This window comes from Fulvivirga lutea, from assembly GCF_017068455.1.
GTDB classification, from domain to species: Bacteria; Bacteroidota; Bacteroidia; order Cytophagales; family Cyclobacteriaceae; genus Fulvivirga; species Fulvivirga lutea.
Genome location: NZ_CP070608.1, coordinates 2,189,546 through 2,213,204 on the forward strand (window position 1 = coordinate 2,189,546; position 23,659 = coordinate 2,213,204).

Below are 23,659 nucleotides of genomic sequence, written 5' to 3' on the forward strand. Positions count from 1 at the left end.
ATGAAGGTTGTCATTCTGATAGTGCTAAGTAATGTTCTATTTGCTTTAAAAACGTATTCCCAAGAGAATGATACCAATGTTAGTATGCAGTTAGCTAGGCATCTACTCACCGAGCACATGTCCATGACTAATATTCCCGGACTTCAAATTGCTGTGGCTATTGATGGCGAAACTGTGTGGAATGAATCTTTCGGATATCGAGATATTGAGAACAAACTTGTAGTTGACAATATGACTCAGTTTAGAATTGGTAGTGTATCTAAATCTATCACCTCCATTGCGCTTGCAAGGTTGGTGGAGGAACAAAAAATTCAACTTTCAAGTACCATACGTGCCCTTGTACCTGATTACCCTAAAAAAGAATATGATATAACCATAGAACAACTTGCCAGCTCTACCTCAGGAGTAAGGCACTATCGTTCGAGTGAAGAAACGCATAACACAAAACACTATGATTATCCCATCGAAGCACTCGATATATTTAAAAATGATGCGCTCTTATTTGAGCCAGGAACCAACTTTGAATATAGTAGCTACGGGTGGACATTAATTGCTGCGGCAATGCAAAAAGCAACTGGAATGACCTTCGAATCAATAATGCAACAACTATTTCTTGAGGTTGGGATGCCCAATACTACTTTTGATAAATATGATTTGCAATCTGACCATCGAACCATCCAATATATTTACAAGAATGATAAAAAACGTGAAACAGCACCTGATGAAGATCGGAGTTTTATGTACGCTGGTGGAGGTTATCTTTCTACTGCTACAGATTTGGTTCAATTCGGAAATGTCTTACTCGAGAATACCTACATCTCTAAAACAACATTTGAGGAATTCACCAGACCAAGAGCGCTACCCAATGGGGAAAGTACTTTTTATGCACTGGGTTGGGAGTCTGGCGTAAGCAGATTAAATACACCGATTATTTATCATAGCGGTAGCATGCAATCGGCAAGAGCACATGTATTGATTTATCCAGAACACAAACTTGTTATGGCCTATGTGGCCAACACTGGCTCCAATGTATTTTTTAATGATCGAGAGGCTCAATCGTTAGCAGAGTTGTTCTTGCTTCAAGATAACAATATGCTAAAGAATGCTACTCAACTTGATGGAGAATGGAATATTGAAACTACCTCTTTGGCTGGTAAGAAATCGACCGGCTTATTACGTGTATCAACCTTGAACAACGTCTCGACCGTCATGTTAGAATTTACCAGAAGTAGAAAGAAAGAGGAGTATAAAGGCATTGTTTATAGGAATCCGGATGGTCAATTTAGAATAGTAGCTGTAACACCTATGTTCTTAGATATGTATCTTACGTTAGATGGTAACACGTTGACAGGCCATTGGCTGCATGATTTTAATGTAAATGGTAAACCTGAGCAAGATGACTATTGGAAGCCACGCGATATCAAGCTAATAAAACTAAACTAGTCGCGCTTAAATATTCCATAAACGGCTGATCCGGAACCAGTCATACTCGCATATACCGCACCACGAGCATACATGTCTTCTTTCAAGCTATATATTTTCGGATGATTTGGAAAAATGGAGTTCTCAAAATCATTTTTAAGCACGTTTTTCCAGGTTGAGATAGGTTGAGTAAGAATTTCCTTCACGCTTTTACTCGGCTTATTGGGTGTTACCCCAGCATAGGCCTCTGCCGTTCCGATATGTATTTGAGGGTATTCAATCTTTATTTCGTACTCAGCTAAACTGATGTTAATATCTTCAAATTCTGTTCCTGTGCCTTTGGCCAGTACTGGTTTGTTGCGAATAAAGAAAGGGCAGTCGCTACCCAGCAGTGCTGCGTAAGCCTCCAATTGATCATCTGTCAATTGCAAGTCAAATAGTTGATTAAGCACTTTTAAAGTAAACGAGGCATCTGATGAACCACCACCCAAGCCTGCTCCAATGGGAATAATTTTATGTAAATGAATTTGAACATCAGTTATATTAAAATCTGCTTTCAATAGCTCGAAAGCCCTGATGCAAAGGTTGTTTTTGGTATTACCTGGTATGGCAATTCCAGAAGAAGTAAATGATAATTTTTTTGCTGGTAGAATTTCTAAAATATCTGATAAATCAAACGGATAGAAGCAAGATTCTATGTTATGATAGCCATCCTCTCTCTTTGAGAGGATATTTAAACCAAGGTTAATTTTAGCATTCGGAAAAACTACCATAATTAAAATTAAAAATCCCGAATCAATTTTTCATGATTCGGGATTCAATGTATTGTTAATCAGTTTTTATTTCGTCAGTTCGCCAATGATCTCATCCGTAATACCTGAAGATGAGAATCCACCGTCATGCATTAAGTTTTGCATTGTTACCATTCTAGTATAATCAGAGAACATCATGACAATGTATTTGGCACAATCTTCTGCACTTGCATTTCCAAGTGGCGATAATTTATGGGCATAATCTAAGAAGACATCAAAACCACCAACACCACTTCCCGCAGTTGTCATGGTTGGTGATTGTGAAATGGTATTCACTCTCACTTTATTGATTTTGGCGAATCTAGCGCCATAACTTCTTGCAATAGATTCTAAAACAGCTTTTGCTTGTGCCATATCACCGTAATCAGGGAAAGTTCGTTGAGCAGCGATATAAGTCAGGGCTAATATAGAACCCCACTCGTTCATGGCTTCCGTTTTTTCAGCAGTTTGTAAAACCTTGTGGAACGATAAACCAGAAATATCTAATGTTTTTAAGAACCAATCATAGTTAAGATCACCATATTCACGTCCTTTTCTTACGTTGGGACTCATTCCAATGGAATGAAGAACAAAATCTAATTTGCCACCCAAAATTTCCATTGACTTTTCGAAAAGGTTCGTTAAATCTTCAATTGAGGTGGCATCTGCAGGAATAACTTCTGCATTACACATTTTTGCCAATTCATTAATTTCACCCATTCTCATCGCTATAGGTGCATTAGTTAAAACAAACTCAGCACCATCTTCATGCGCTTGTAGCGCAGTTTTCCAGGCGATTGAGTCTTTATTTAACGCCCCGAATATGATTCCTTTTTTTCCTTTTAATAAGTTGTTACCCATTTCTAGAATTTTAATTGATTGGCAATAATACGAAATTATTTTAGCCTGTGGGAAGTATTCAGGCTTTCACCGTTTTCTCTGTAAACCCTTCCATAAAATCACTAAATTTATTAGTGAACGCCTCTATAGATTTGTCCTTTGAGTGAATAGCAAAAAGATCTATTTCTTTACCCTCAGATAATGCTGTAAAAGTGTAGTTGTATGTTACAGGAATTTCTATATCCGGACTTACAAAATCATCCACTTCAACCCTTTTAAATTTAAAACTATCAATATTAGAAAAGTCGATGCGCTTATAAGGCCCGGTGGCATTGCTGATGATATTAATTTGTTTGGTTTGTCTTGAGAAAAGCACTTTAAAATGTTTTTTGGAGTAAAAACTTAGAAATGGAGTTGCAGTGAAAATTAATCCTAACAATGCACCACCAATTACAACCGTACTGCCTTCTTCTGCGCCTAATATGAGGCAATATGAAACGAGTGCTACACCACTAAATGATAACAGCATTCTTGATATAAAATTATTGGTGGGAGCTCCAATAATAGTTATTTCGTTGTCGCCTCGAAACTTAACCATTAGCTCATGTTCCTCGAGCATATCGTTAAACTCCTCTTCAAGAATCCTTCTTTTTTTCATCAAAATATTCTGCCAACCTTTGAACGGAAAGACAATTTAGAAAAAATAAATATTTGGCGCCATTCTTATGGTACTATTTCAATAATTTTGGTTCTATGAGACCTAATGCTCATTACTATTTTAAGAATGAATGTAGATAAAAAAAGTCCGATTGGAATTTTTGATAGTGGAATAGGAGGGTTAACCGTAGCGCATGCCATACGAGCAGTTTTACCACAAGAATCACTTATCTACTTCGGAGATACTGCCCATTTACCTTACGGTGATAAGTCAGAGGCAGCAGTTCAGGCATACAGTATTAAAATTGCCGATGTTCTATTGAACAAGGGCTGCAAAGTAATTGTAATCGCGTGTAACTCTGCAAGTAGTGCTGCTTATGAATTGCTCAAGGAATACACTGGCAAGCGCGCTAAAGTGATTAATGTAATTGATCCTATGGTTAATTATTTGAGTAATCATTACGAGGGAAAAAAGGTTGGCTTAATTGGCACAAAGCGAACAGTCACTTCAAACGTTTATGGAAAGAAGGTAAAGGCCTTAAAAAAGAATATTGCACTTGAATCTCTTGCTACCCCCTTATTAGTGCCGATGATTGAGGAAGGTTTTTTTAATAATAAAATCAGTTATGAGATTATTGAGAAATACTTGCAGCATAAGGATTTGCAAAACATATCAGCGCTGGTATTAGGTTGTACACATTACCCTTTGGTTAAAGATCAAATCAATAAATTCTTTAACAACAAAGTAGATATTTTAGATAGCTCTGAAGTAACAGCTGATTACTTGAAAAAGTATTTATCTGACACCGGTTTGTTAAATGATGAGCATGTTGAGGATGATCATTTTTTGGTTTCGGACTATACAGAATCATTTGAAGCATCCACTAAAATATTCTTTAAAGAGCGAGTAAAGCTTGAAAGACACATACTTTGGGACTAGAATTAGGTTTAATGCTATTTTTTTGTCACTTTAATTCCTAAATGTAAATCGAGTAAATGTCCACTTTTCTATTTGTACTCCCATTTTTACTCATTTTCGTTGTGTTTGCGGTTTATGCAGAGAGAAAAATCTCTGCATTCATTCAGGACAGATATGGTCCCATGGAGGTTGGTCCGTATGGCTTGCTGCAGACTATTGCAGACCTTTTAAAATTATTGCAAAAAGAGGATATTGTTCCGAAGGCTGCGAGTAGATTATTATTCCTTGTAGCACCAATTCTCATATTTATAGTCGTTTTTGTTGCCTTTGCCTTTATACCGCTTGCTCCAAATTGGGCGGGTTCAATGGCTGAAACCGGTGTGTTTTTCTTAATGGCCATTGTATCATTAGATGTGATTGGAATAATCATGGCTGGTTGGTCCTCTAACAATAAGTATTCATTACTGGGGTCTATCAGATCAGCGGCACAAATTATTGCTTATGAGGTTCCACTAACACTAAGTGTGCTTTGTGTATTGGTAATAGCCCAAACTTTAAATCTGCAGGAAATTAACATGCAACAAAGCATTTGGTCAGAGTCAACTATTTATTTGTTTGGTATCAAATCTTTAGGAATTGAAGTAACGGGTATTGGTGGAGTTCTATCATGGAATGTTATTCAAATGCCACTTCTGTTTGGTGTCTGGGTGATCTACTTCATCGCATCATTAGCTGAGTCAAACAGAGCGCCTTTCGACTTACCCGAGGCAGAATCAGAATTAGTAGCAGGTTTTCATACAGAATATTCAGGCTTTAGATGGAGTATAATTATGCTGGCGGAATATGGCATGATGCTGCTTGTAAGTTTGCTTGGAGTTGTACTATTCTTTGGTGGCTGGGCTACACCATTACCAAACATTGGAGCTGTAGAACTAGCAAATTGGACAAGCGGTAATATGGGTTCTCTATCAGCCACATTGTGGGGAATCTTTTGGCTTATTTCTAAAACATTAGTGATGATTTTTTTACAAATGTGGGTGCGCTGGACATTTCCAAGAGTAAGAATCGATCAGCTTATGACAATCGGATGGAAATACCTAACTCCCATTGCATTAATATTTTTGTTAATTTGTAGTGTTTGGCGGCTTATAATGATATAAATTCGATTACTTGATAAGAAGAATAACAACCATATTGTTAATTATTCTGCTACCCTGTTTAGTAGTTGCACAGGACACACTCAAAATGAGTGAGTTGGAGGAAGACTACAGGGACGCAAAAAGTGATTCAGTAAAATTAGAATTACTAATTGAGGTAATTAATTCTACTGAATTGGGTAATGTGGATACAGCCATTCAAATTGCAAAACGCGCAGTAGATCTTGCTTCAAAACTGAAAGATAGTGTGAATTTGGCTTTTGCAACGCAGTCGCTAGGTGTTTTTTATTCTGTACAAAGCAATCATAACGAAGCATTAAGAAATGACCTTGAGGCGCTGAAAATTTATAGGAAGCTAGGGGCAGGAACTCAGGAATCTGACCTTTTAAATGCTGTGGGAGAAGATTATCTGAATCTTGATTTATATAATGAGGCATTTGACTATTACAGGCAAAGTCTGCAGAAAGCACAAAAGCTAGGTGATAAACTTCAGATAGCTATTTCAACTTATAATATGGGTCGGGTGCTTTTTGCTATGGGGCAATTAGATAGAGCTCGGGAATATATCGAAGAATCGATGAAAGTAAGCATCGAGGTGGGCGACTCTGCAGGTATAGCTTATTCTAAAAACGATTTAGCATTAATTGACATAGAAGAATCCAATTATGAAAAAGCGCTAAATGTATTAAAGGAGGCATACGATGTAAGTGTAAAGTTTAGGGAAGATGTGCTCACCCCACAAATTATGGCAAATATGGCCAAGGCATATGAAAAGAAAGGTGAGTATAGAAAGGCGTTAATCCATTATGATGATGCACTTGATATTTACGAAAAACAGAGCAATAAGAACGGTATTGTTGAGGTATTTTATGGCAAAGGCAGGGTGAGTCAACGGATGGGTGATGAAATTGGGGCTAAAGCGTATTTTGAGAAATGCCAGAAGATGGCCGAAGAGATAGGCGATAATGGATCATTAATCAGATGCTATGCTGCCATGTCCGAACTTTATGAATCTGAGAGAAACCTGGCGAAAGCACTAGAATATTATAAGAAGTATAAGGAACTGGAGGATAGTGTATTCAGCGAAAAGAAAAAAGAACAATTTAGTCAGGTTCAAATACAGTATGAAACAGCTAAAAAAGATATTGAGATTCAGCTGCTCAACCAAAAAGAGCAAAAACAAATCTCTGAACTGAAGAATCAGGAGTTCATTCGAAATATTCTTGTTGTAATTCTAGCGTTTACGGCCGTGCTCTTATTCTCGCTGTATAAGAATAACCAAAGAAGAAAAAAGATTAACGATCTGCTGGTTATTCAACAGAGAGAAATAGAGTCTAAAAGCAAAGAGTTAAGCAGTTTGCTTGAAATGAAAGACAAATTCTTCTCTATTGTTTCCCATGATTTAAGATCTCCGATAAATGCATTGGTAGGCATTCTGGATATCCTTGATGAAGGCAATATGACGCAAAAAGAACTTAAAGAGGTGAGCCATGCACTAAAAGTTAGGTTGGATAATACGCGCAAATTATTAGACACACTTCTGGACTGGGCCATGGTTCAAATGAATGAGATAAAAATTAAGCCGGAAAAAATCAATCTAAAGGGTATTGTGGAAGAAAATTTTACCTTTTTCAGGGAGATAGGTGAAAAAGACATTGTTTTCGTAAATAGTGTAGAGAAAGAACGGATTGTAAAGGCAGATAAAAACATGCTAGACCTGATAATCAGAAATTTGATATCAAACTCAATTAAGTTTACTGAAGACGGTGGTCGTGTAGAAATTTTAACGGAAGATGGTCCGAAGAATTCATTAATAGTTATGGTGAAGGATGACGGTGTTGGCATGGCTCCCGATCAAATGGATAAACTTTTTAATGCCACTGAGCTTTATACTACCAGAGGAACAGCTAATGAAAAAGGTACAGGTCTTGGGTTGCGCCTATGTAAAGAATTTGTGGAGCGCATGGGTGGAAATATTTGGGTAGAAAGTGAGCAAGGCAAAGGAAGTACCTTTAAATTTACCATCAGCTTAGCCTGATTGAATTTTTTAATCTAAAGCATTATCATAATGAATAACTCAGGATACTGGGAAAACATAAAGTCTGCTTTAAATACTTCAGTAAAAGGATTAAAAACCACTATCAAACACTTTAAGGATGCCAAGAAAACGGTAAAACCTATGAGTGTGAGCGATCCTAATTACTTTACCAGGCAAGAGGGTATCATGACACTGCAATATCCACACGAAAGCCTTCCTATACCCGATAACGGTAGATACAAATTGCACAATGAAATTGACGATTGTATTGTATGCGACAAGTGTGCAAAAATTTGCCCGGTAGATTGTATTGATATTGAACCAATTAAAGCGAAAGAAACATTTGGCTACACATCAGATGGAACTCCTAAAAGAATTTATGCAGCCAAATTTGATATCGATATGGGCAAGTGCTGTTTCTGTGGTTTATGCACAACGGTGTGTCCTACCGAATGCCTTACCATGACGAAGTCTTTCGACTTTAGTGAATATGATATTGCAGACCACACGTATGAATTTGCAACCATGACTCCACTTGAAATCCTCGAAAAAAAGAAGGAGATCGAAGAATTTGAAAAAGCTAAAAAAACGGACGAAGTAAGTTCTACTAAAAAGAAAATGGCCGTTAAGCCAGTGGTTAAAAAGAAAGAAGAGGAGTCTAATAAGCCTAAACCAAAGTTTAAGCCGAGGCCAATGATTAAAAAGAAAAAGAAAGACGATGAGTGATTGGCTTATTTATTTTTTAGGCTTCATAGCAATACTTTCAGCCTGTTACGTGCTTTTTACCTCCAATCTACTATATGCAGCCTTTTCTCTTGTGGTTACTTTCATATCTATAGCTCTGTTATACCTTGCTTTGGGAGCAGAGTTTATTGCCGTTACCCAAATAATGATATACGTTGGCGGTATCATTGTTTTGATCATATTCGGAGTAATGCTTACCAATAAATTAGGCAATGAACCACCTCAATCTGGGAGCCATAATAAGTTTATTGCTGGGTTGATTTCAGCATCAATATTTGGTCTTCTTTGCTACGCTATTGTACAAATAAACTTTTCTAACGATAAGGTGAGCGGGTCGCTTTATAATATTAAGCAGATAGGGCAGGGACTATTTACAGACTATTTATTAGTGTTTGAGTTGGCCGGCATATTACTCCTTGTTGCTCTAATTGGAGCCTCTGTTATAGCATCGAAAAAAGACACTGTATGATATTAGAGCTATTCATATTGAGCGCATTTTTATTTTCTATAGGATTGGCGATAGTTATTACTCGTAAAAATGCAATCTTCGTGCTAATGGGAATTGAGCTAATGCTTAATGCATCGAACATCAATTTGGTGGCCATCGGTGGAGATGCTGGTCAGGGTATATTTTTTGGACTTTTTGTTATTGTAATAGCAGCTGCTGAAGCAGCCGTGGGGCTGGCCTTGGTACTAAAAATATATCACTATTATAATTCGATTGAGCTCGATAAAATAAATGAACTGAAAGACTGACTTGCAAGCTTCAACAATGATATCTGATTGGGATTTCAACGGCTATTGGCTGCTGATTCTACTCGCATTGCCTTTACTTTCAATTATTGTCAATGTTGGTGTATTCAAGGCTAATCGGTCGCCATTAATAAGCGTAGTTTTACTTTTTACATCTACAGTTATAAGCCTTATTTTACTAAGTGCTTCGTGGGGCAACCCGCTTAAGTATCATCTCGACTGGTTTTCAATTGGCAGTACCAGCTATACTTTGACATTTTTTATCGATCGAATCACTGGATTAATGCTTTTCATTGTTACTTTCATATCAGCATTGGTGCACTGGTTTTCTATTGATTACATGAAAGAGGATGCCGGGCGCAATAGGTATTTTGCATTATTGGGCCTCTTTACGTTCTCCATGCTTGGAATTCTAATATCCAGCAATCTGCTCATAATCTTCATGTTTTGGGAGTTGGTCGGACTCAGTTCCTACTTGCTCATTGGTTTTTGGTTTACCAAAGAGTCGGCAGCCAAGGCCTCCAAAAAAGCCTTTATCGTTAACCGAATTGGTGACATAGGTTTTGTAATAGGATTGGCACTTGCCTGGTTTAACTTCCATTCATTCGATTTATTGATAATTCAAGAGTCTTTGGGTAGTATTTCATTGCTTTCCCCAGGTTTAGTTTCAATTTGTGGGTTCATGTTCTTCTTGGGAGCTATGGGTAAATCAGCCCAATTTCCTCTGCAAGTTTGGTTGCCCGATGCCATGGAAGGGCCTACACCTGTTTCAGCATTGATTCATGCCGCTACAATGGTGGCGGCCGGAGTTTATTTAATGATTAGAGTATCATTTTTATTATCAGCTGATGTTTTAATTATTGTTGCAGTAATTGGCGCAATTACTGCGTTTATGGGTGCTTATGCTTCCCTTTTTCAGAATGATATTAAAAAGGTCCTTGCTTTTTCTACTATTTCGCAATTAGGTTATATGATTATTGGTGTAGGGGTTAGTACGCCAGATGCAGCTTTCTTTCACTTGCTTACACATGCATTTTTCAAAGCAGGGCTGTTCTTAGGTGCTGGTGCAATCATCTACGCCATTCACAAGGCTTATACAAATGAAACATTAGACGCTCAGGATATGAGAAATATGGGCGGACTAAAATCTGCTATGCCGATAACATTTGCTGCCTTCTTGGTTTTTAGTCTGGCGTTAATAGGAATACCTTTTACATCAGGGTTTTTATCGAAGGAAGCCGTTTTATTAGGTGCAATACATTCAGCAACTACACAGGGAGGCATGTATTGGTTGATTGTTATTCTTGGGTTTGTATCCGTAGCATTAACATCTTACTATGTTATTCGGATGTTGGCCCTTGTGTTTTTTGGTTCGCATAGAGCATCTAATCAGAATGCCATTAAGGAATCATCTTTAACGTTTAAAATAGTGCTGATTGTTCTAGCCATTGGGTCTGTTGGTTTTGTCTGGTCGTTTAATCCATTTTCAGTGGAAGGCAGTTGGGTATTAAGCTCCATCAATTTACGGAACTTCAATTCATCTGAGTTACCTCATCTTTTAACAAGCACAGTATCATTGGCATGTATACTTATAGGTGCTTCAATTGCCTGGTATGGCTATAGAAAAGGCAACCTAACTTCAAATAGTCAGTCAATTCCTAGAAACATTTCATTAAATAACTGGTATTTGGATGACATTTATCAGTTACTACTCATAAAGCCATTTACCTCTTTCGCCCAGATTTTAAAAAGACTTGAGCATAAGATTATTGACAGGATAGTCAATCTTATTGGAATTGGCACAGCCGTATTATCACATGTAATAGGCTGGCTAGACAGACATGTTGTAGATGGCTTTGTGTCTGCTTCGGTTTATGTGGTTGGCAGAACTGGCTTAATTACAAAATCTGTGCAAGGGGGTAAAGTTCAGAGTTATATCTTGCTTGCTATTTTAGGTTTGATAATTATTATATTTTTGGCGATTTAAAATGAACGGAGCACTTCTATCCATATTAATATTCCTACCAATTCTAGCAAGTGCTATCGTTGCATTTAGTCCCATCAGTCAAAAGGTAACTAAATACATAACTCTCATAGTTGCTGCGGTGCAATTGTGCATTGCAATAGGACTATATCTGAACTTCAGTCAATCGGCAGGAGAATACGGCCTGGCTTCATTCTCTTATGTGGAGAAAGTAAAATGGTTTGAATTTTCACTGGCCAACTACGGTAAAATTAGTGCCGATTATTTTGTGGGAATAGATGGCTTGGGCTTGTCTATGGTTTTGTTGTCGGTATTAGTGATGGTGATTGCCACTATCAGTTCGTGGAATATTACTGATCGTTATAAAGGGTATTTCGCACTGTTTCTACTATTAAATGGTGCTATTATAGGATGTTTTGTAGCCCTAGATTTTCTCTTATTCTATCTCTTTTTTGAGTTTATGCTTCTACCAATGTATTTCCTCATTGGTTTATGGGGTGGGCCTAGGCGAGAGTATGCATCAATCAAGTTTTTCTTATACACCTTATTTGGCTCTATACTAATATTAATTGTACTCATTGCACTTAATATTTCAACCATTGATCCGGTTAAAACTGCTATTGAAGTTGACTTAATTGAAACAGCCGATCAATATTCTGATAAGGTAGAGACGCAAGTTCATAAGATGCTCAATTTTGGAAAGATTTCTTCCACCAAGCAGGTGCATACTTTTAACCTAATTTATATGACTGATCCTGCCAATCTTATTCCGGGATCGATATTAGACACAGAAGGAACCAGAATGTTATTTGGCCTTCCGCTGAGGTTGGTGGCCTTTTTATTGATTTTTATAGGCTTTGCAATTAAGATACCGGTAGTACCTTTTCATACATGGTTGCCTGATGCACATGTAGAAGCCCCAACGCCAATTTCTGTGATACTGGCGGGTGTCTTACTTAAAGTTGGTGCTTATGGGCTCATACGAGCGGGCATCTTTATTTTTCCGGATGGATTGATTCACTTTAGCTGGTGGCTAGGTGCGCTAGGTGTCATATCAATCATTTATGGAGCCATGAATGCATTAGCAAGTAATGATTTAAAGAAATTAATAGCTTATTCATCCGTTTCTCATATGGGATTCGTGCTGCTAGGTATCACTGCATTGTCATCCGAAGGGTTTGGTGGCGCCATTTATCAGATGGTAAGCCATGGTGTTATTTCAGCAGGCCTATTCCTTATTGCTGGTGTTTTATCCGATCGTACGCATGATAGATTGATAGAAAACTACTCTGGCCTGGCGCAAAAAATGCCGAAATATACTGTAATGGTGGTCATATTCTTTTTTGCATCAATGGGTCTCCCTGGCTTATCAGGTTTTATAGCTGAAATTTTTGTGCTAATCGGAAGCTTTATTTCCCCCATCCTCCCCGGTTGGATGATGATTGTTGCTTCGGTTGGGTTGGTGCTTTCTGCCGCCTATTATTTATGGACAATCCAGCGGATGTTTTACGGTCCGTTTTATTATAGATTAGGGGATAGCAATTCGGTTTTCACAGATTTAACGAAGCGAGAGAATTTAATGCTTTGGCCGCTAGTCTTATTGGCATTAGTATTAGGTATTTTCCCTCATTTTCTATTCGATATTATCAATGAATCTGTGAATCAAGGGGTAGACCTATTGTCGTCTCAGGGCATTTTAAATCTCAAATCAATACTTAAGTAAGTGGAAGAGTTAAGTCAGAAATTAGAATCATTAATTAATGACTTGGGATTGTTAGGTAGTGAATATGCCCTGATTGGTACTATTATTCTCGCCTTAGTTGCTGATCTATTATTCTCAAATAAACGAATAACAGATTCTGTAGTAATTATTGGATTGCTGACATCCATTTATCTGTCAATAGAAGCATTTGTTGGTTTTAGCTCATCCAAGTTTCTATTTCAAAATATGCTGATTTTAAGTCAGGCAGCATTGTTCTGGAAAATTGTACTGGCATTGAGCACCTTCTTCTGCCTGCTTCTTTTTATATCTGGTAAGTCAATTTTTAGAAGGGCAGAGGCCACCATTCTCATTCTTACGCTCTTGCTTGCCTCCAATTTTCTGGTAATGTCATCAAATTTACTGATGGTGTACTTCTGTGTTGAGATCATCTCAATTAGCTCATATATTCTAGCCTATTTTTCATTTGATAAAAAAGGTACAGAAGCGGCATTAAAGTACCTATTATTTGGGGCAACATCCGCAGCAGTCATGTTGTATGGTTTATCCTTGTTGTTTGCAATAACAGGCACGCTCGATTTTACCTCACAGCAATTTGTAGATTCATTACTGGCTGCAGAAGCTTTACCGCTAATCATTACATCAATTTTAGTAATAGCTGGGTTGCTCTTTAAAATAGCAGCTGTTCCATTTCATATCTGGTCGCCTGATGTGTATACCGCTGCGCCAACACCTATTGTTGCTTTATTTTCAGTAGTGCCAAAAGTGGCGGGTGTTGCCATTTTTATTAAAATCGTATTAGCACTTAATCTATTTGGGCAATCACCAATCAATTGGCCCGTAATGATAAGTATTATCGCCATGGCAACCATTACACTGGGTAATTTCTCGGCACTATGGCAAGCCAACTTCAAACGAATGATGGCATATTCCTCCATTGCGCAAACAGGTTTTTTATTAGCAGCAATTGCAGCATTTTCTGAACTAGGATTAAGTAGTCTAAGCTTTTATGTCATCGTTTTTGCCTTAGCTAATATTGCTGTGTTCGCGCTGATTCAATTTTTTGAAAAGAATTATCAGATTACTGAAGTAAGTGAATATGCAGGATTGATTAAAAGACACCCTCTTGTATGCATTCTACTTCTCACTGCACTTTTATCCCTAACTGGTTTACCACCTACTTCAGGCTTCACAGGTAAATTTCTAATTTTTGGAGCACTATGGGATTCGTATTCAACAACAGGAAATAATTGGCTCCTTACATTATTAATTTTTGGTTTACTCAATACAGTAGTATCACTATTCTATTACTTAAAGGTGCCTTATTTTATGATTTTCAAAGAAGGGAAGAGTTCTGAAAAAAAACACCAAATATTATTTGGTTCGGAGAATTATTTAGCAACGCTTTTGGTTGTAGCAATATTATTATTCTTCTTCCGTCCGGACTGGTTGATGGGGTGGATTAATAATATTAACTTTGCATTTTAATCGGAGGCAATGAGCGACCAAATTAAACACGAGTGTGGTATAGCCATGATCAGGCTGAGAAAACCCTTAGCCTACTACATTGAAAAATATGGATCACCCACCTATGCTGTAAACAAAATGTATATTTTGATGGAGAAGCAACGTAACCGGGGCCAGGATGGCGTTGGGGTTGCTAACATCAAATTAAATCAGAAGCCTGGTTTAAGATATATCAGTCGTTACCGATCCGTTGAACACGATCCAATCAAATACATTTTCGAGAAAATTGGTCGTAAGTATCGTAAGGCAAGAAAAGAAGGTGGTGATGAAGGCTACAATGACGAGAACTGGTTAAAAGAGAATTGTGCTTTTACCGGTGAAGTCTGGTTAGGGCATTTGAGATATGGAACCCACGGGAAAAATAGCATTGAGAATTGCCATCCGTTTTTAAGGCAGAACAACTGGAGAAGTAGAAACCTGGTAGTTGCCGGTAATTTTAACATGACCAACGTTGACGAGCTTTTTGACATATTAGTGAAGCTTGGTCAGCACCCTAAGGAAAAGGTGGACACCGTTACGGTAATGGAAAAAATAGGCCATTTCCTTGACGAAGAGAATAACGAAATTTTTAGAAAGTATAAGGACAAGTATTCCAACAAAGAGATTACGGGTTTGATTGAGAGTGAGTTGGATCTTGTGAAGGTGTTAAGAAGAGCTTGTAAAGATTTTGATGGTGGTTATGTGATGGGTGGAATGGTCGGTCATGGAGATTCATTTGTAGCCCGTGACCCTTCAGGTATCAGACCTGCTTACTATTATGCAGATGATGAGGTAATTGTTGTTGCTTCTGAAAAGCCAGCGATTAAAACGGCCTTCGATATAGACTATCAAGACATTCAAGAGATTGAACCTGGGCATGCGTTAGTTATCAAGAAAAACGGAGAGTATGGCCAGCATCAATTCATTGAACCTAAGCCAAAGACATCTTGCAGTTTCGAAAGAATTTATTTTTCAAGAGGAACTGATCCCGATATTTACAACGAGCGAAAGGCACTTGGTAAGTTGCTAGTTCCGCAAGTGTTAAAGTCCATAAATTTTGATTTAAAGAATACAGTTTTCTCCTACATTCCTAACACTGCCGAAACTGCCTTTTTAGGTATGATGCATGGGCTAGAAGATTACCTATCGCAAAAGCAGAAAGAAGTTTTTATCGAAGGCAAACCGCATGTGGGTGAACTGGAAGATTTTCTATCATTCAGACCGAGGGTAGAGAAAATTGTTATTAAGGATGCCAAACTTCGTACGTTCATTACCGATGATACGCACCGTGACGAGATGGTTGCGCACGTGTACGACACCACCTATGAAGTAATTAGAAAAGGTGTTGATACATTGGTGATATTGGATGATTCAATTGTGCGGGGTACTACGCTGGAGAAAAGTATCCTTACCATGCTTAACAGGCTGGAACCGAAAAAAATCGTCATAGTATCATCAGCACCACAAATTCGCTTCCCTGATTGCTACGGTATTGATATGTCTAAAATAAGTGAATTCGTTGCCTTTAGAGCGGTAGTTCAGCTTTTGAAAGAACGCGGAAAGGACTACAAGTTAGACGAGGTGCGCGACAAATGTGCTTCTGCTTTGGTGAATAAGGAAGAAGTGAATTATGTAAATGAGTTATTTGATGAGTTTACATATGAAGAAATATCAGCTAAGATTGCTGAAATTGTGAAACCCGCAAATTCTACAGCAGAGGTGGAAGTAATCTACCAGACTGTAGAGAATCTACATGTGGCTTGTCCGAACCATAAAGGCGATTGGTACTTTACAGGTAACTTCCCAACACCGGGCGGTATGCGTGTGGCGAACCAGGCATTTGTGAATTACATGTCCGGGAAATTGGTGCGGGCTTACTAGGGCAGATAAAAATCGAAGACAATATTATTCATACATTTAAAATGCCCTTTGGGGCATTTTTCATATCCAATCTTTGAACAAGGCCTGCAATCAATTTTATTGTTTTCAAGAATAGTAAACTTAGTTCGGTAAGGGTACATTCCGAAAGAAGGAATAGTGTTCCCCCATATGCTAAATATTTCCTTTTTAAAGGCTGCTGCAATATGCATTAAGCCTGTGTCGTGCGTAAACACGTATTTTGCCTGTTTAATGATTGAAGCCGATTGGTTCAGGTTGTATTTGCCGCAGGCATTGTAGATAATCGATTTTTTATTTAGTTCTGTTAAGCCCTCCTCAAAAGGCTCCGACACTTTGGACTTAGTAAAGAATTTAACAATACTTTCACCGACAGCAGTATCTTCTTTGCCACCCAATAAAATGATTGGCTTGTTAATTTTATCACATAACTCAATCATTCGTTTTAGTGGCAAGCGCTTAGTTCCGTGCTGCGCACCTATGGCATAGGCTACATACTCTTTTCTGTGGGTTTCTGGCAACCAGTCTGTAGGAACTTCATCTTTTTCTGGAATAAAATAATCGAGCCCAAGTGTGTCCATTGAAATGTTGATAGGCGCTAAAGTTTCCATGTAACGCTCAACAATATGCTTATTGGGCAGCTGATTTATTTTGAGATTCACCATCAACCATTTGGCTCGATTCAACTTATCGAACGAATAGCTTTTTACGCCCAGCCTCTTTTTAATAATTAGAGTCCTGAGATTTTTATGCAGGTCTATGATCAAATCATACTTCTCATTCTTTAAACTTTTAATCGTTTCGTTTAAACTGTCATGTAATAGATGATATTTATCTATGTAAGGGTTGTGTTTTATTATCCCTTCGTAGCTTTTCTTAGTCAGATAATGAATCTCTGCGTCTGGCAGTTGGGTTTTTAAATTCCTAATGACAGGGGTGGTTAAAACAATATCTCCAATGGAGGAAAAACGAATGATTAAAATTTTATTCAATTCCATATAAACAATGCTCTCGCAGATGCATTAAAATGATGAATCCCCTTTATTGGGGGAATGATAAGTTGTAAATAAAATCAAATTTAGTGACGACCGACATGATAATTGATTTTATGTAAATTTAAAAAAATCGAATTGTCAAATTAGAAACAGAACAAAAATGAACTATTGGTTAATGAAATCGGAGCCCAACACGTATTCTTGGGATAACTTGGTAAAAGATAAAAGAACACATTGGGATGGAGTAAGAAACTATCAGGCAAGTAATAATATGAAGGAAATGAAAGTGGGGGATTTGGCCTTATTTTATCATAGTGTAAATGATAAGTGCGTAGTTGGTATGGCCAAAATAGTGAAAGAGTTTTATCAAGACCCTACCACTGATGACGACCGCTGGGTAGTAGTAGAAATAGAACCAGTAGAGAAATTTAAGAGGGAAGTAACACTTGCAGATGTAAAGGCAGATTCGCGTTTGTCTGAGATGGTATTAGTAAAGAATTCACGTTTATCAGTACAACCTGTAAGAAAAGAAGAATTTGACATTATAGTAGGCAAAGGCAACGAGTGAGGAATGTATTATTCATATTGACTTTTTTACTGATAACGGATGTATCGGCACAGGTATATCAAACTCACAGATATGAGCTTGAAAAGAAGAATAATGATGACTTCTTTACAGTACTCCCTGTAGGTGAACTAGGTGTAATTATTTATAGAGATACCGATGAATACCGGAAAGGTAATATACTTCAACTGGTTTCTTTAGATACCGCACTGAACGAACGTTGGAACACAGAACTGGCCATCGATACCAAACTAGAGTTCAAAGGCTTTGATATTACTCGTTCAAAATTGTATTTGCTTTTCCGTGATGGTCAGTACGAAAAGAACGACTATCATCTCATGGCAATTTCTGTGTTGGATGGTGAAGTAACGAGATACGATATCAAGAATGAAATAGCGCTGGAGCTTAGCCATATGGCTGTTTTAGAAGATGGGCTGATACTGGCGGGTTATGTTAATCTCAGCCCAACATTGGTTTCCTATAAGTTTGGTGAGCAAAGTTTTGAAGTGGTGCAAGGCTTCTTTAAAGATAGAAGCAATGTGGTTGATTTAAGGGATAATGGAAACTCAACGTTCAACGTAATTACACTTGAAAAGGACTATATAGGCTCTTTAATTCGCTTACGCACATATAGTTATGATGGTGAGATGCTCTTTGAGCGGGAAGTAAAAATTGATGAACGTTACCATATTCTAAGTGCAAAATCCAGCGGATTTATTGATGGGAATATTATTGTAGCCGGTACTTACGGAATAAATAAATCATATTACTCTTCTGGTCTTTATATTTCTGTGGTTAAGCCTGCCGGACAGGATAACATTGTCAAATTCCACAATTTCTTTTCGCTGGAGCACTTTTTCGATTATATGAAACCGAAAAGAGCCGCCCGAATTAAAGCCAAAATGAAACGCAGATCGGAAAAAGGTAAGGATGTACATTATTCATCTCGTTTGCTTTTACATGAAGTCCGAAAAAGTAAAGATGGGTATCTGTTAGCGGCTGAAATTTTTGATCCGGATTATGTTACGCCCACCAGACCAGGTTTTGATAATGGATTTTCTTCGCAGGAAGAACTCGAAAGGAGGAATAGGGCGGCTCAGCGGTATTCAAAACAACCGAGTAAAATTTATAATGTAGATGATGCTACCAGCTTTGAATACCTGGAATCAATTGTAGTTGGTTTGAATAAATCAGGAAATGTTGTTTGGGATAATAGCCTTAAGATCAACGATGTAGAAACTTATGCGTTAGATCAGATAGTTCAGGTTGCGGAGCATGATGATCAATTGAGTATGTTGTATCGAGCTGAAGAAAGTATCAATTTTAAAACTGTTCAGCAATCTGAGACTATAGAAGAAGGCAAGGAACCTCTAAAGCTGTTAAATGACGGTGAAAAAATAATACATACGTATAAAGGTGCAGGCCGAAGTGAGTATTGGTATAACAATAATTTTATTGTGTGGGGTTATCACAAAATAGATAGCGAAGTAGAGACCTTAGATAGGAGAAATGTATTATACATTAATAAAGTGGTATTTAAATAGCCTGTTTGTTGTATTGTTAATGCCATTGTTGGCAATGGAGCTTTCAGCGCAAATTATTCAGCCAGATAGATTCGAAATTGTTGGTGAGTATGACAATATTGACGTGATTCCAGCTGGAGAAAATGGTTTATTTCTGGTTAGCAGTAACCGTGAGCCGGGCGAATCGGAAGTAGAGTGGCAGGTAATAAAATTAGATACGGCCTTTTTTGGCGATTGGGACAGAACGTACAGCGTTCCAAAGAACCAGGTACTACTCAGTAAGTATTTCGACAATGGCAAACTTTACTTTTTGTTTTCCAAGAATGATCCGAAAGATCGTAACCTTGAATTAATATCATTTGACGTGCGCGATGGCTCAGCTAAAAGCTATGTTATTCGCAATTACATCCCATTCTCGTTATTTGATTTTAAAGTAACTGATAATGCTGCAATTATTGGCGGGTACTTTAACTATCGTCCGCTAGTAATACTCTATAATTTTGCCAATCAAATTCCGGTAATACTACCCGGCCTTTTTATAGAAAATGCAGATTTTGCTCAAATAAAAGTGAATAACAGAAGTACATTTGATATTCTACTTACAGGTAAAACCATCGATAAAAAAGCCACTATTTTTATTTACACATACAGTACTAATGGCGAACTGTTAAGGCAAACCAGTTTAGATACTGACAAGAAAAAAGGCCTTCTCTTTGGGCGCTCTGAATCGTTGAACCCGGGTTCGCAGATTGTAGCCGGAGTGTATGGTAGGCGAAATTCTGAATATTCTCGAGGAGTGTTTTTAGCCAATGTGAATGAAGATGGAACCCAAGATATGAATTACTATAACTATGCTGAGTTAGGTAATTTCTTTAATTACATGCGCTCTGGAAGAGAGAGAAGAGTTAGAAACAGGATCGAACGAAGAAAAATCAAGGAGAAAAAAATAAAATTCACATATAGGCTGTTGGTGCATGATATTATTGAAAACGGAGAAAATTATATATTGCTGGGTGAAGCTTTTTATCCTAAATACAAAAACATACAGGGTAACTATACCGGAATATTCACCCCGGTTTATTCTATAAATAGGGGCCTTTATAGCTCAAATAGAGTATTTGATGGTTTCCAATATACGCATGCTGTATTACTTGGCTTTAATAAACAAGGAGACCTGCTTTGGGATAATAGTTTTGAAATTAATGATGTTAAGTCATTTGAATTAGAGCAATTTGTACATGCCAGTGTCGAAAAAGACAAGATAGCCTTACTTTATGTTTTCAATGATAAGATACGCTCAAAAATCATTAAAGAGAGTGAGGTAATTGAGGATAAAGAATTAACACCAATAAGATTAAAATATGATTCAGATAACCTTGTGGATAACAGTACAATTATTCAAGGGCTGAACAGTTGGTACGATAATGTATTCATTACCTATGGAACACAGGAAATTAAAAACCTTACCTCAGGAGAAGTTGATTTAAAAAGAAAGGTGTTTTTTATTAATAAGGTGATTTACAAATGAGATAATTATATATTTGCATTCAGATTGGCAATGCAAAAGAAACTCATACTAGATTCCAACCTCTTAAGCATCACACTTGATCGGCTTTGCCAGCAACTCATTGAAATTCATGACGATTTTGAAGACTCTGTAATACTGGGCATGCAGCCTCGTGGAGTATTCTTAGCAGATATAATTCATGAAAAATTAGAGGCAGCAATTGGTAAGAAAATTCACTATGGCCAGCTGGATACTACTTTTTACAGAGACGATTTTCGAAGGAGGGAAACCCCTGTAGCAGCCAATTCAACGAATGTGCCTTTTATTATCGAAGAGAAAAACGTCATTTTGATAGATGATGTTTTATACACAGGCAGATCAGTACGTGCAGCATTGGATGCAATGATCGCCTTTGGCCGCCCAAAAAAGGTGGAACTACTTACTATGGTAAATAGAAAATATACGCGCGAGTTACCAATAGAAGCGGATTATGTAGGTATTGAGGTAAATACTATGGATAGCCAGAAAGTGTTGGTAGAATTAGAAGCACAGGGCCATAAGAGTAATAAAATTTGGTTAATAAATAAGGAAGAAAAATAATGTCAAGACTGAGTCAAAAACACCTTCTGGGAATTAAGAACATAAACCGAGAGGATATTGAACTCATTTTTGAAACAGCTGCCAGCTTTAAAGAGGTTATTAATCGGCCTATTAAAAAGGTTCCTTCATTAAGAGATATAACTATCGCGAATGTTTTCTTCGAGAACTCTACAAGAACCAAACTTTCATTTGAATTAGCCGAGAAGAGGCTCTCAGCCGATGTGGTAAATTTTTCATCATCTAACTCATCGGTTAAAAAGGGGGAGACCTTATTGGATACAGTTAATAATATATTGGCCATGAAAGTAGATATGGTGGTGATGAGGCACAGTAGCCCCGGTGCACCGCACTTTTTAGCCAAACATATCGATGCAAACATTGTGAATGCGGGTGATGGAACGCATGAACATCCAACTCAGGCTTTACTAGACACCTTTTCGATTTACCAGCGACATGGAAGCCTGGAAGGACTGAAAGTGGCAATTATTGGAGATATTCTGCATTCTAGAGTAGCATTGTCAAATATTTTTGCCCTTAAAAAGTTGGGAGCAGAAGTTATGGTGTGTGGTCCAAATACACTACTACCAAAATATATTAGTTCATTGGATATTAAAGTGGAGCTGGATGTGCGAAAAGCCTTACAGTGGTGCGATGTAGCCAATGTTTTAAGAATCCAGTTAGAGCGTCAGCATATTAAGTACTTTCCTTCTTTGAGAGAATATTCTCTGTATTATGGTATCAATAAAAAGTTGCTGGATAGCCTCGACAAGCAAATCACAATTATGCACCCTGGTCCAATTAACAGGGGTGTTGAATTAAATAGCGATGTTGCCGATTCTGACCATGCCATTATTCTGGAACAGGTAGAAAATGGTGTAGCGGTAAGAATGGCGGTATTGTATTTGCTTGCAGGAGTGCAGTAATATTTGCCAACAATATGCTTAAGAGTTTAGATGTACTATTGTTCATAACACACTGTGTTGTAATACTTTTCAATTTATTTGGCTGGGTGCACCCTAAAACAAGAAAGCTGCATTTGGTTGTGGTTGGCCTAACGCTGTTTTCATGGTTAGTCTTAGGCTTTTGGAAAGGCTTTGGCTATTGCATTTTAACTGATTGGGAATGGGATATAAAACGTGAGTTAGGCGAAAGAAATTTACCTGCCTCGTTCATTCAATATCTTTCGAATAACATATTTGGGTTAGGATGGAGCAGAATATTCGTAGATGGCGTGACATTAGGATCTTTTTTACTAGCGATAGTAATAACCCTGAAAGTAAACTTTTTCAAAGGCAAGAAAGTCTAATTTCAGCCTTAATACTTCTAGCGTTTTGTTAACTGAACTATTGACAAAACATGAATAAAAACCGCTGCTGGCATCAAATAACCTGCTACCAAAACAAAGGGATAAGAGGTAAATTTCAATGAAATATAAGGGCTCTCTGGATAAAGGTGAGGTGCATAAATTGAAGTGAGAAACAAGATAATTATTGACAAAATAATTAACAAACCTGCATAATTCCAGTACAAGATGGCTTTCAATGGTAATTGGTTAAATTGGAAGACCAATAATGCAATGACCGGAGCAGAAGAAGCAAATATCATATCAAAATTATAGCCTTCGATTGTAACCTGAGGTGGTAGTATTGAAGCCGTAACAGAATAAACAAACAATACCTCAATTGCAATGCGATAGGTTTGAACGTAGACTAGCCATTGTGTAGGTATGTTTTGAATCCACTGTTTATTCCTATTCGTGTAAATGAATGCCCCAGTGAATATAAAAGCAGGCAGTATAAGCGTAAGGAAGAATTTTGGAGGGAAACTAAAGTCGGCAATTAAACCTGAATTGGCCATTAACCAGATGTAGATATTCCAACCTAATAAACCGGAAATGAGTATCAGTAGCTTTTTGATATAATTAGCCTCAAAAGTTTTTCTGATCGTATGTTCTCCAATTACAAACAGTAAAATGGTTACCAGTATTGATAGTGCTAAATAACCTGCTGCTAGTGTCATATTAGGTGAGTTTTAGATGTTAA

22 protein-coding genes are annotated in these 23,659 nt (G+C 37.5%); 17 read left to right on the forward strand and 5 right to left on the reverse strand.

The window, feature by feature from the left end:
• Positions 1–1,443, forward strand: coding sequence for a serine hydrolase domain-containing protein (locus tag JR347_RS09915; protein WP_205720449.1), 1,443 nt, complete (start codon positions 1–3; stop codon positions 1,441–1,443).
• Here JR347_RS09915 and ispE read toward each other — a convergent pair.
• The 3 genes from ispE to JR347_RS09930 form a co-directional block, all read right to left on the reverse strand.
• Positions 1,440–2,195, reverse strand: coding sequence for a 4-(cytidine 5'-diphospho)-2-C-methyl-D-erythritol kinase (gene ispE / locus JR347_RS09920; protein WP_205720450.1), 756 nt, complete (start codon positions 2,193–2,195; stop codon positions 1,440–1,442). The genes JR347_RS09915 and ispE overlap by 4 nt on opposite strands.
• 66 nt (positions 2,196–2,261) lie before the next feature.
• Complete coding sequence (locus JR347_RS09925) at positions 2,262–3,074, reverse strand: enoyl-ACP reductase FabI (protein ID WP_205720451.1); 813 nt, start codon at positions 3,072–3,074, stop codon at positions 2,262–2,264.
• 58 nt (positions 3,075–3,132) lie between these two features.
• Positions 3,133–3,711, reverse strand: coding sequence for a hypothetical protein (locus JR347_RS09930; RefSeq protein ID WP_205720452.1), 579 nt, complete (start codon positions 3,709–3,711; stop codon positions 3,133–3,135).
• 126 nt (positions 3,712–3,837) lie between these two features.
• On the opposite strand from JR347_RS09930, the gene murI reads away from it, so the two are divergent.
• The 10 genes from murI to JR347_RS09980 are packed head-to-tail and all read left to right on the forward strand — an operon-like array spanning position 3,838 to position 16,412.
• On the forward strand, positions 3,838–4,650 hold the full coding sequence (murI, locus tag JR347_RS09935) for a glutamate racemase (protein WP_205720453.1): 813 nt from the start codon (positions 3,838–3,840) through the stop codon (positions 4,648–4,650).
• Positions 4,651–4,706: 56 nt separating this feature from the next.
• The gene (gene nuoH, locus JR347_RS09940) at positions 4,707–5,789 is read left to right on the forward strand and encodes an NADH-quinone oxidoreductase subunit NuoH (protein ID WP_205720454.1); all 1,083 of its coding nucleotides are present in this window, start codon (positions 4,707–4,709) and stop codon (positions 5,787–5,789) included.
• A gap of 10 nt (positions 5,790–5,799) precedes the next feature.
• The gene (locus JR347_RS09945) at positions 5,800–7,824 is read left to right on the forward strand and encodes a tetratricopeptide repeat-containing sensor histidine kinase (protein ID WP_205720455.1); all 2,025 of its coding nucleotides are present in this window, start codon (positions 5,800–5,802) and stop codon (positions 7,822–7,824) included.
• 30 nt (positions 7,825–7,854) lie between these two features.
• The gene (locus JR347_RS09950) at positions 7,855–8,550 is read left to right on the forward strand and encodes a 4Fe-4S dicluster domain-containing protein (protein ID WP_205720456.1); all 696 of its coding nucleotides are present in this window, start codon (positions 7,855–7,857) and stop codon (positions 8,548–8,550) included.
• Entirely contained in the window at positions 8,543–9,037 is a 495-nt protein-coding gene (locus JR347_RS09955) for an NADH-quinone oxidoreductase subunit J family protein (protein WP_205720457.1), read from the forward strand. The genes JR347_RS09950 and JR347_RS09955 overlap by 8 nt, the downstream gene beginning before the upstream one ends.
• Positions 9,034–9,324: an NADH-quinone oxidoreductase subunit NuoK gene (gene nuoK / locus JR347_RS09960; protein WP_205720458.1), complete on the forward strand. Its 291-nt coding sequence runs from the start codon at positions 9,034–9,036 to the stop codon at positions 9,322–9,324. Before JR347_RS09955 ends, nuoK begins: the two co-directional genes overlap by 4 nt.
• Before the next feature lie 16 nt (positions 9,325–9,340).
• Positions 9,341–11,308, forward strand: a complete 1,968-nt coding sequence (gene nuoL, locus JR347_RS09965; RefSeq protein ID WP_205720459.1) for an NADH-quinone oxidoreductase subunit L — start codon at positions 9,341–9,343, stop codon at positions 11,306–11,308.
• A 1-nt stretch (position 11,309) separates the two neighbouring features.
• The gene (locus tag JR347_RS09970; RefSeq protein ID WP_205720460.1) at positions 11,310–13,028 is read left to right on the forward strand and encodes a complex I subunit 4 family protein; all 1,719 of its coding nucleotides are present in this window, start codon (positions 11,310–11,312) and stop codon (positions 13,026–13,028) included.
• Positions 13,029–14,513, forward strand: coding sequence for an NADH-quinone oxidoreductase subunit N (locus JR347_RS09975; RefSeq protein ID WP_205720461.1), 1,485 nt, complete (start codon positions 13,029–13,031; stop codon positions 14,511–14,513).
• 9 nt (positions 14,514–14,522) lie between these two features.
• Positions 14,523–16,412 carry an amidophosphoribosyltransferase gene (locus JR347_RS09980; RefSeq protein WP_205720462.1) on the forward strand — a complete coding sequence of 630 codons (1,890 nt, stop codon included), beginning with the start codon at positions 14,523–14,525 and terminating at the stop codon, positions 16,410–16,412.
• Here the strand turns inward: JR347_RS09980 and JR347_RS09985 are convergent.
• Positions 16,409–17,425 carry a glycosyltransferase family 9 protein gene (locus tag JR347_RS09985; protein ID WP_205720463.1) on the reverse strand — a complete coding sequence of 339 codons (1,017 nt, stop codon included), beginning with the start codon at positions 17,423–17,425 and terminating at the stop codon, positions 16,409–16,411. The genes JR347_RS09980 and JR347_RS09985 overlap by 4 nt on opposite strands.
• 157 nt (positions 17,426–17,582) lie before the next feature.
• Here JR347_RS09985 and JR347_RS09990 point away from each other — a divergent pair, with 157 nt between their 5' ends.
• The 6 genes from JR347_RS09990 to JR347_RS10015 are packed head-to-tail and all read left to right on the forward strand — an operon-like array spanning position 17,583 to position 22,923.
• Positions 17,583–17,990, forward strand: coding sequence for an EVE domain-containing protein (locus JR347_RS09990; protein WP_205720464.1), 408 nt, complete (start codon positions 17,583–17,585; stop codon positions 17,988–17,990).
• Positions 17,987–19,531, forward strand: coding sequence for a hypothetical protein (locus JR347_RS09995; RefSeq protein ID WP_205720465.1), 1,545 nt, complete (start codon positions 17,987–17,989; stop codon positions 19,529–19,531). The genes JR347_RS09990 and JR347_RS09995 overlap by 4 nt, the downstream gene beginning before the upstream one ends.
• Positions 19,497–21,038 carry a hypothetical protein gene (locus JR347_RS10000; RefSeq protein WP_205720466.1) on the forward strand — a complete coding sequence of 514 codons (1,542 nt, stop codon included), beginning with the start codon at positions 19,497–19,499 and terminating at the stop codon, positions 21,036–21,038. The genes JR347_RS09995 and JR347_RS10000 overlap by 35 nt, the downstream gene beginning before the upstream one ends.
• Positions 21,039–21,068: 30 nt before the next feature.
• Positions 21,069–21,617 carry a bifunctional pyr operon transcriptional regulator/uracil phosphoribosyltransferase PyrR gene (gene pyrR / locus JR347_RS10005; protein WP_205720467.1) on the forward strand — a complete coding sequence of 183 codons (549 nt, stop codon included), beginning with the start codon at positions 21,069–21,071 and terminating at the stop codon, positions 21,615–21,617.
• The gene (locus JR347_RS10010) at positions 21,617–22,540 is read left to right on the forward strand and encodes an aspartate carbamoyltransferase catalytic subunit (RefSeq protein ID WP_205720468.1); all 924 of its coding nucleotides are present in this window, start codon (positions 21,617–21,619) and stop codon (positions 22,538–22,540) included. Before pyrR ends, JR347_RS10010 begins: the two co-directional genes overlap by 1 nt.
• Positions 22,541–22,554: 14 nt before the next feature.
• Positions 22,555–22,923: a DUF2784 domain-containing protein gene (locus tag JR347_RS10015; protein ID WP_205720469.1), complete on the forward strand. Its 369-nt coding sequence runs from the start codon at positions 22,555–22,557 to the stop codon at positions 22,921–22,923.
• A gap of 17 nt (positions 22,924–22,940) precedes the next feature.
• Here JR347_RS10015 and JR347_RS10020 read toward each other — a convergent pair whose 3' ends face one another.
• Positions 22,941–23,636 carry a hypothetical protein gene (locus JR347_RS10020; protein WP_205720470.1) on the reverse strand — a complete coding sequence of 232 codons (696 nt, stop codon included), beginning with the start codon at positions 23,634–23,636 and terminating at the stop codon, positions 22,941–22,943.
• Positions 23,637–23,659 lie beyond the last annotated feature (23 nt).

Bases quoted from the DNA above. Each gene is read 5' to 3' on its own strand.
- JR347_RS10020 (WP_205720470.1), bottom strand. From the start codon at position 23,636: ATGACACTAGCAGCAGGTTATTTAGCACTATCAATACTGGTAACCATT.
- JR347_RS09985 (WP_205720463.1), bottom strand. From the start codon at position 17,425: ATGGAATTGAATAAAATTTTAATCATTCGTTTTTCCTCCATTGGAGAT.
- JR347_RS09955 (WP_205720457.1), top strand. From the start codon at position 8,543: ATGAGTGATTGGCTTATTTATTTTTTAGGCTTCATAGCAATACTTTCA.
- ispE (WP_205720450.1), bottom strand. From the start codon at position 2,195: ATGGTAGTTTTTCCGAATGCTAAAATTAACCTTGGTTTAAATATCCTC.
- nuoH (WP_205720454.1), top strand. From the start codon at position 4,707: ATGTCCACTTTTCTATTTGTACTCCCATTTTTACTCATTTTCGTTGTG.
- JR347_RS09930 (WP_205720452.1), bottom strand. From the start codon at position 3,711: ATGAAAAAAAGAAGGATTCTTGAAGAGGAGTTTAACGATATGCTCGAG.
- JR347_RS09980 (WP_205720462.1), top strand. From the start codon at position 14,523: ATGAGCGACCAAATTAAACACGAGTGTGGTATAGCCATGATCAGGCTG.
- JR347_RS09990 (WP_205720464.1), top strand. From the start codon at position 17,583: ATGAACTATTGGTTAATGAAATCGGAGCCCAACACGTATTCTTGGGAT.
- JR347_RS09950 (WP_205720456.1), top strand. From the start codon at position 7,855: ATGAATAACTCAGGATACTGGGAAAACATAAAGTCTGCTTTAAATACT.
- JR347_RS09970 (WP_205720460.1), top strand. From the start codon at position 11,310: ATGAACGGAGCACTTCTATCCATATTAATATTCCTACCAATTCTAGCA.
- JR347_RS10000 (WP_205720466.1), top strand. From the start codon at position 19,497: ATGTATTATACATTAATAAAGTGGTATTTAAATAGCCTGTTTGTTGTA.
- nuoL (WP_205720459.1), top strand. From the start codon at position 9,341: ATGATATCTGATTGGGATTTCAACGGCTATTGGCTGCTGATTCTACTC.
- murI (WP_205720453.1), top strand. From the start codon at position 3,838: ATGAATGTAGATAAAAAAAGTCCGATTGGAATTTTTGATAGTGGAATA.
- pyrR (WP_205720467.1), top strand. From the start codon at position 21,069: ATGCAAAAGAAACTCATACTAGATTCCAACCTCTTAAGCATCACACTT.
- JR347_RS10010 (WP_205720468.1), top strand. From the start codon at position 21,617: ATGTCAAGACTGAGTCAAAAACACCTTCTGGGAATTAAGAACATAAAC.
- JR347_RS09925 (WP_205720451.1), bottom strand. From the start codon at position 3,074: ATGGGTAACAACTTATTAAAAGGAAAAAAAGGAATCATATTCGGGGCG.
- JR347_RS10015 (WP_205720469.1), top strand. From the start codon at position 22,555: ATGCTTAAGAGTTTAGATGTACTATTGTTCATAACACACTGTGTTGTA.
- JR347_RS09915 (WP_205720449.1), top strand. From the start codon at position 1: ATGAAGGTTGTCATTCTGATAGTGCTAAGTAATGTTCTATTTGCTTTA.
- nuoK (WP_205720458.1), top strand. From the start codon at position 9,034: ATGATATTAGAGCTATTCATATTGAGCGCATTTTTATTTTCTATAGGA.